The organism is Adhaeribacter sp. (genome assembly GCF_057359045.1).
Genome location: NZ_JBMQUD010000048.1, coordinates 69,351 through 77,267 on the forward strand (window position 1 = coordinate 69,351; position 7,917 = coordinate 77,267).

8 protein-coding genes are annotated in these 7,917 nt (G+C 41.9%); 2 read left to right on the forward strand and 6 right to left on the reverse strand.

What is annotated here, in order from left to right; all coding sequences use genetic code 11:
* Nucleotides 1–41: 41 nt before the first annotated feature.
* The 6 genes from ACO1R6_RS08930 to ACO1R6_RS08955 all read right to left on the reverse strand — a co-directional run bounded on the left by ACO1R6_RS08930 (nucleotide 42) and on the right by ACO1R6_RS08955 (nucleotide 4,074).
* Nucleotides 42–1,157: a BamA/TamA family outer membrane protein gene (locus ACO1R6_RS08930; protein WP_486264023.1), complete on the reverse strand. Its 1,116-nt coding sequence runs from the start codon at nucleotides 1,155–1,157 to the stop codon at nucleotides 42–44.
* Nucleotides 1,158–1,341: 184 nt separating this feature from the next.
* Nucleotides 1,342–2,190 carry a geranylgeranylglycerol-phosphate geranylgeranyltransferase gene (locus tag ACO1R6_RS08935; protein ID WP_486264024.1) on the reverse strand — a complete coding sequence of 283 codons (849 nt, stop codon included), beginning with the start codon at nucleotides 2,188–2,190 and terminating at the stop codon, nucleotides 1,342–1,344.
* Nucleotides 2,191–2,322: 132 nt separating this feature from the next.
* A complete protein-coding gene (locus ACO1R6_RS08940; protein ID WP_146899093.1) occupies nucleotides 2,323–2,517 on the reverse strand; it encodes a cold-shock protein in 195 nt (64 codons plus the stop codon).
* Between the two features lie 116 nt (nucleotides 2,518–2,633).
* Nucleotides 2,634–3,134 (reverse strand): KdsC family phosphatase, encoded by a 501-nt coding sequence (locus ACO1R6_RS08945; RefSeq protein ID WP_486264026.1) that lies wholly within the window; start codon nucleotides 3,132–3,134, stop codon nucleotides 2,634–2,636.
* A gap of 219 nt (nucleotides 3,135–3,353) precedes the next feature.
* A complete protein-coding gene (gene iscX, locus ACO1R6_RS08950; RefSeq protein ID WP_486264028.1) occupies nucleotides 3,354–3,593 on the reverse strand; it encodes a Fe-S cluster assembly protein IscX in 240 nt (79 codons plus the stop codon).
* A 151-nt stretch (nucleotides 3,594–3,744) separates the two neighbouring features.
* Nucleotides 3,745–4,074 (reverse strand): 2Fe-2S iron-sulfur cluster-binding protein, encoded by a 330-nt coding sequence (locus ACO1R6_RS08955; RefSeq protein WP_486264030.1) that lies wholly within the window; start codon nucleotides 4,072–4,074, stop codon nucleotides 3,745–3,747.
* Between the two features lie 436 nt (nucleotides 4,075–4,510).
* On the opposite strand from ACO1R6_RS08955, the gene ACO1R6_RS08960 reads away from it, so the two are divergent.
* Both ACO1R6_RS08960 and ACO1R6_RS08965 read left to right on the forward strand, forming a co-directional pair.
* Nucleotides 4,511–5,281: an AraC family transcriptional regulator gene (locus ACO1R6_RS08960; RefSeq protein ID WP_486264032.1), complete on the forward strand. Its 771-nt coding sequence runs from the start codon at nucleotides 4,511–4,513 to the stop codon at nucleotides 5,279–5,281.
* Nucleotides 5,282–5,415: 134 nt separating this feature from the next.
* On the forward strand, nucleotides 5,416–7,917 hold a 2,502-nt coding region (locus ACO1R6_RS08965), incomplete at its 3' end, for a TonB-dependent receptor (RefSeq protein ID WP_486264034.1).

Consider the following 7,917-nt stretch of genomic DNA (forward strand, 5'->3'; position numbering starts at 1 on the left):
ATTAAGTTTTATGTTTAGTACAGGCTCTTTACACGCTTTCATTAAAAATCTTCGCCAATATCAAAATACAAGCCACTGGCGCCATTAGTACCTACTGCGTAATCAATCCGGATATTGAGCCGCTCTTTGCGGTTTAACATTAGCCGAATACCGCCGCCGCCCGCATACCGCAAATTATCGGTGTTAAAAGCATTCATCCTGGGCGCTACTTCGCCGGCACCGGCAAATACCACAAAACCTACCCGCGAAAAAACCTGCTGCCTAAATTCGGTTTGCAAGGCTATCATTTCGCGATCGCGGTAACGGCCTTTAAAAAAACCGCGCATGCCGCCGGCTTCGGCACCGCCACCGCCGCCACCCATTAAGGCTAGTTCCCGAAAAGGCACTTGTCCCCCATGAAAACGGCCTAAACCCTGGAATGCCAAAACCTGCTTTTCACTTAAAGGAATAAATTTGCGTACATCTAAAGCGTAACGCGTAAAGCCAAATTCGCTACCTAAACCTTTGCGGCTGAGCAAAGAAGTAAACGAGGCGTAAAAACCGCGGGTACTATTTAACGGATTATTCCGGCTATCGTACAGTAAAACCGGCCCTAAACCCGAGGTTATACTGCCATCGAGCTCACTAGCCGGGCGGTCGTAAATTTTGCTGTTGGCGGTAGAACTGATATCGTAAATTTTATTTATATGGTAAACACCACCGGCAAATAAATATTTTCTGACCTGCCGCAGCACCCGGTTCTGAAAATACAATAATTTATAATCTACAATGGTGTAATCTTTGGCGTTGTTGTTGGCATTGCCGGTACCAAAATATTGAATAGGATAATCGTAGAAATTGGCATTGCCGTTAATAATGAACTTCTCGTGGTTGGTATAAATATTATAACTCAGTTGTACCGACGATTGCTTTTTCTGGGTATAATACGCCAACACCTGCCCGTTTGAGTTGCGGGTTAAAGAATCTTGCCCAAAGTTATACACCGGTACCACCAACGCCCCGTAACCTATACCGGTTTCGGGCGAGGAAAATAAAGCCGGAAAAGGCGTAATACTTAACTTTTTTTGTTTTTGGGTACTATCGGGCGGCGGATAGCCAGCCACACATTGGTATGCCCAACCCAGATAAATGAATAAGGTGAATAACAGTTTTTTCATACACCAAGCTTAAATAAAATTAGGCAACACAACCGCAGTAAATGCCGGCAAGTAGTAAAGTAGCGGGTATTTTAAGTTTATGCTGAATACTTAATATATAAAAAGAAAAAGCGATTATCTAGCATTATACCAAGTATAAATTAAACTATTTCTAAAATTGTTTAGAAATAAAAAAAGACTAGTGTTACCGGAAAAAGAGCATCGATAAAATACCGGCCAGCATAATACCTTTACACCAATTACTTAACCTTGAAAAATCTTTTTTACGGTCGGCAGTTCTGATTTTCAGGAAGAATATGATAGAAGGTACAATTACCAGCAACAGCATATAAGCACAAAATAACCAATCGTGCCACCGGTAAATAATAGCCGATATAACCGTTAGGTAAAAAATAGCTAGTAAAAAGTAAAGTACCCATTTGGCATTAGGTATGCCCACCACAATAGGCAACGTGCGACAGCCAAAGCGGGCATCGCCTTTCACGTCTTCCATATCTTTAATTATTTCCCGGATAAGCGAGATAATGCAGGAAAATAAGGCGTAAGCCCAAACAGCCTTGTTATCGACGCCCAAATTTACCGCTACTACCAGCAACATGGTAGCCGATAAAAAAGAGATAACCAGGTTGCCCAGTAACAACATTTTTTTTAATTGCGCCGAGTATCCCCACAAAAGCAAAACGGCACCCGCATTAATTAAGCCTACTGGCCAAGCCAAAGTAAACCCAACAATTACCCCCATAGCCGATAAAATCATGTGGGCCAGAATGGCTTGCCGGCGATTTACACCTTTGCCTACTACCAGGCGTTGGGGCTTGTTAATAGCATCTATTTTTATATCATAATAATCGTTGATGATGTAGCCGGCCGCCGAAACGCAAAAGGTAGCTAGCAGTAGTAAATAAAATCTTTCGGTTTGCAGTATCTCGGATACCGCCACCGCCGGTTGCAGCAAACACACCTGTACCAGTACCTGGCACAGGCCAATAATTACCAGGTTAGGTAACCGGATTAAATTAAAAACTTTTTTCAAGTGAAACAGGAGAAATATAGCCCAGTGTATAGCGGCAACCGATTTAGAACAAAGCTACTTTAAATGTACCTAAATAAAAAAAGCTCCGGGGAAGGAGCTTTTAAATAACGTTGTTGGATGTATAGGTGAGCCTTAAACTTTCTTTACATTAACGGCGTTGATGCCTTTTTTACCTTCTTGGGTATCAAACTCAACTTTATCGTTTTGTTGGATCTGGATGCCATTCAAACCCGTAACGTGTACAAAGAAGTCTTCTTTGCTAATGTCGTCTGTAATAAATCCGTAGCCTTTTGATTCATTAAAGAATTTTACTGTTCCTGTTTTCATAAAAATTAAAAAATTTGAAATTAAAATATCTCGTAAATATAGGAGTATTTTATTTTAAAGCAACTTTTTCAAGATCTTTTTGAACTTTTTTGAAAATAGTACTGTTAGCCCCTTTTTCACCACTTTTGCTGCCACTTTAAAACTGCCTCAATTAGCTCACGCACAGCGCCTTTGCCACCCGGTTTGCTACTAATATAATTGGCTACCCAAATAATATCGGGAGCGGCATCTTCGGGGCAGGCGGCAACTCCGCACTGCTGCATTACTTTTAAATCGGGTATATCATCGCCCATATAAGCAATATCGGCAGGCTGTAAATTATATTTAGCCAAGTAATGCGCAAAGGCCACTTGTTTATCGGCAGTGCCCAAATACATATCCGTTACATCTAAAGATTGTAGTCGCTTGCGCACGCCTTCTTCTTCCCGGGCCGAAATAATGGCTACGCGGTAGCCTTTTTTAATGGCGTGCCGAATGGCAAAACCATCTTTTATATTAAAGCTACGCACCTGTTCGCCCGAAGCCAAAGCTAATAAAGTTCCGTCGGTTAGCACGCCGTCTACATCCAGAATAAATGCTTTTACTTTACTTAAATCTAAAGAAGGATGATGCTGCATAATATTAGAACAGGAGTTGTTACCTCCGGGTAAAATGGGTTTATAAAACGGATATGCTGTTTACGTGACGGCCGCTGCTAAAACCAGCGTTTACCGCATAGTTAAATAGGTTGATAAAAGCCTGGCGCCAGAAAGAAAAATGGCAGATAACTTATTCTTGTAAATAATTTATCTGCCATTAAATTGTTTATTCGGGAGGCAAATGAAGGTTCGTTTGGCTTATTGGTTATCGCGCCACTCGTAAACCCATTTGGCCTGAATTTGCTCCAGGTGCCCTTCGTTGGCGCCGTCGCGGGTACCTTCAAAATTATCTAAAGCCAGCACCCATTCCAGTAAATCGGTAAACCGGATGCGGTAAATTTTAGACTCATCAAATTCATCCCCAAATTTTTCGTACAAGGCCATGGCAATATCTTCATGGTCGTTCCAGTTCATGGGTGGCTCATAACTGTTGCTCATCTTTATATCTTATAGTGTTTTAAATATTTTATTAAGATTGCCAGGCTGTTGATCTTTGTCAATCGGGTGGCTCGTACTTATTTGGCTTGGGTATTAACTATTTTCTTAAGTTAACCCGGTACCTGTGGTAATTGGGTAATTTGGCAGTTTCTTAGTGCCCCAGAAAATCCTGCTCCGGTATGGTTACTACTAAATCTTCGTTGCCCTGCACTACGCACTGGCAGGCCAACCGCGAGTTAAGCCTGGGGTCAACGGCCCGGTCAATAAAATCTTCTTCCTTATCCGAAATTTCCGGTAAATCGTCTATACCGGCTTCTACATAAATATGGCAGGTGCTGCAACCACATACGCCGCCACAGTTATGTTGCAATTTTATAGCATTGTTCAGCGCAATGTCCAGTACCGATTCTCCTTCCGCCGCAATGTGGCTTTGGTCGGGCTGGCCATCGGCAAACTTAAAAGTAATATTAATAACCTTCATGGGTTTAACTTATTGAGCCTGCAAAATTAATAAACCATTCTCCCGAAACCAAGCCTGAATGAATTAATGCATCCGTGCCTGGTACAGATGGGGCAGCTACAAGTAATGGATTAGATATAAAATGTACTTCTACCGTAATTAAGCGTACATTGGACAGGGCTTACCCAAAAATTAAAACTTCATTTCTGATTTTGATAGCTGTTTATTGGTTTACCTATATAGCCAATATCTTCCTTTATAATAGGAGCAGCTAAAAATATATTACTTACAACTACATTAGATTTACCTGCTTTGGCTATTTGTTATAGTACGAGGTATAAATTATTACTTTAGGTAAGTGATATTTCTTAATTTGTATGGTTTAATACAAGATATGGTAAGCGAGCTATTACTAAAAAATAAAATTGAAACTGGCTTAAATATTAAAATTAGCCGGATGAAAGAAGTTATAAAAGCTACCAAACCCCACGGCCATAAAAGTTATTTCGAAATTATTTACCTGACCCAAGGGGCTGGTTGGCATACCATTGATTTACAAAAACTTCCAGTACATCCTAATGCTATCTATTTTATTCAGCCCGGCCAGATTCATTGCTGGGAATTTACCCAGGTACCCAAAGGCTTTGTGCTTATGTTCCGGTACGATTTTTTATTGCAGCAACAAATTGACCCCAACCTTTTTACAAATCTGGCTTATTTCTTAAACGGTTATGCTATTCCGGAAAACGAAGCCACGGGTATACTAGATTTATTTGAGAAAATAATCAGTGAATACCAAAACGACTCTAACCCAGACGGCGAAAGTATAGCCGCAGCTTATCTGCGCATTATTAGCATTAAGTTAAAGCAGTTTATAAACCCCACCGAGGCGAATGTTTTGTTCTCTCTGTCTGAAAAGTTTAAACAATTTAAGATTGCCCTGGATGAGAATATTATAGAAAAGCGGCAAGTACAGGAATATGCCGATCTGTTGCATATAACGCCTAAATATTTAAATGATATTTGTCAGAAAACCGTTAACCGCACAGCCAGCGACCTGATTCACGAAAAAGTTATTTTAGAAGCTAAAAAGTTACTTCTTTATACAAACAAAAGTGTTTCTGAAATAGCCTTCGGGTTAAACTTCCACGATTCTTCTCATTTTGCCAAGTTTTTCAAAAAATTCACCGGCTTATCTCCTAAGAAATTTAGTGCCAACATTAAATAGCTTTGTGTATTATTCATTACATTATCCATTTTATAAAACAGTTTCGATTTATACCGAATTAATCACTTTATATACCAAGTTTAACTTTAGAAAAATCTTTCCTTTGTACTTATTTATCAGCTTAAATTTAGTTAATGAAAAAAGTCTTTAGTCTCCTGTTCCTGCTTTCTGTGGTTTTACTTAAATCATTTGCGCAATCGGGTTCTATTACGGGTGTTGTCCGGGATAGTAAAGAAAACCAGCCCATAGGTTTTGCGGCCGTTACGATTTACAGCACCCCCGAGAACAAAATGCTGACTGGCGCCTTAACCGATGAAAACGGGAAATTTTACCTCGAAAAATTAAGCGCCGGCAATTATTACCTGCAATTCCAGTTTTTGGGCTACGAAGATAAAAAAGTAGATAATATTACTTTAAGCAAAAACCAAAACCTGAATGTAGGAGATATTCTGCTGGCACCTAGCACCAAGCTCTTACAGGAAATTCAGGTAACCGGCCAAAAAGCCACCGTTTACCACCAGATCGATAAACAAGTATACAGCGCCAATCAGTTTCAGTCGGCTACGGGCGGCACCGGTATTGATGTGCTGCGGAATATGCCTTCGGTATCGGTAAATGCCCAGGGCGAAATAAGCATGCGGGGCTCTACCGGCTTTATTGTTTACCTCAACGGCAAGCCAGTACAATCCGATGCGGCCCAGGTTTTAAGCCAAATTCCGGCCAACGCCATTGAAAATGTAGAAATTATTACTGCGCCTTCGGCCAAATACGACCCAGACGGCCGCGCCGGTATTATAAATATTACCACTAAAACCGGGGCTAACAATGGCTTTGGCGTGTTGGCCAATGTGCAAGTGGGTTTACCCAGCGTAGAAGATTACAACAACGCCGAATCGCCGAAACGTTACGGAGCCGATGCTACGCTTAATTTCCGGCAAAACAAATGGGATATTTCGGTAGGTGGCAGTTACCTGCGCAACGATATTGCCGGCCGCCGGGTAGGCGATGTAAATACCACCATTGGCAACCGGTATACGCATTTCCCTTCGGTTGGCGAGCGCAGCCAGGATAGGTACAACCACTCGGTACGGGGCGTGGTTACCTACAGCATAAATAAAAATAATAGCCTTAACGCCGGTATTTATAATGGAACCCGTACCGAATACCGCCTAGCCGATATTTTTTACACCAACACCAATACCAATCTGGCAACCGGGCAAATAGTTGGCCGTAGCAATTATTTTAACTCTAACTTGGTACGGCGGCACGGTACTTTTACCATTGCTAACTTAGATTATAACCATACGTTTGCAAATAAAGCTACGCTGGCGGTTTCCGGCCTTATTGAAAACGACAACCTATCGGGCTATACTAAAAACCGCAACCTGCGTAACGCCGAAACCGCCGACACTTTACAATACACCGAAACCACCACCGACCGACCTCTGCGGGGTTACCGCTTTAAAATAGATTATGCGGCTACGCTGGGTCCGGGCAAACTAGAGGCGGGCTACCAGTTCCGGTACCATAAAGACGATGGCAATTTTTCTTACCGCGAGAAAAGCTTAGGCAGCAACCGGTATATTTTTTACCCGGAGTTTAGCGGCTTGGTAAGTCTGCAAAACAGAATTAATTCTTTATATGCGCAATATTCTGGCAAGCAAAATAAACTTAATTATAGCGGCGGCTTGCGTTACGAGTACGCGGCGCGCGATTTAACCATCCGCAACGAACAACCGCTGGAACTTAATTTAAGTAATTTATTTCCTTCGGCCAATGTACTCTATACTTTTACCGAAAACTGGAAAGCCAAGGCCGGTTATAGCCGCCGGGTGCAACGCACCAGCAATTTTGCCCTAAATCCCTTGCCCGAACGTGAACACTCCGAAACACTGGAACAAGGCGACCCCAACCTGTTACCGGAATTTATTAACCTGGCCGAATTGGGAGTAATTAAAAATTTTAAAGCCGGCTCCGTATTTTTTACGGCTTACTACCAGGGCATCGATAATATTGTGAACCGGGTAAATAAAGTTTACGCCGATACCATTATTAGCCGGATTTATACCAATGCTGGCCGGGCGCGCCAGTTTGGCTTGGAAACCGGTTTAGATATAAAACCAACTGCTTGGTGGAAGCTTTATTTGGGAGGCAATGTGTACGATTATTCGATTAAAGGTAATTTGTTTAATAATGCGGTAGCGGTTAATAACAGCAGCCTGGTTTATTCTATCAATACCAATAATACGTTTAATTTATCTTCTACCCTGAACCTGCAGTGGACCCTGAACTATATATCCGAAAGGGTAACGGCGCAAGGTGAAGATTCGCGTTTCTTTACGCCTAGCTTGTCTTTAAAAAAATCTTTTATGGATGGTAAATTAAGTGCTACGCTGCAATGGCAAAATATGGATTTGGGCTTACTCAATACCAACGAACAGCGCATTACTACCCGGGGCAGCGATTTTTATACCACCACCAATTATATTTATGAAGTAGATGTTTTTTTAGTAAACCGCAGCCAGGCCGCGGTTGACTACGTTCAGGGCCGTTACGGCTGGAACAATCATCGCCTCAATCAGAAGGTCGGTGCGATCAACTTCAACGGTAATCCGTTCGCGACCTGGGCCGGCGAC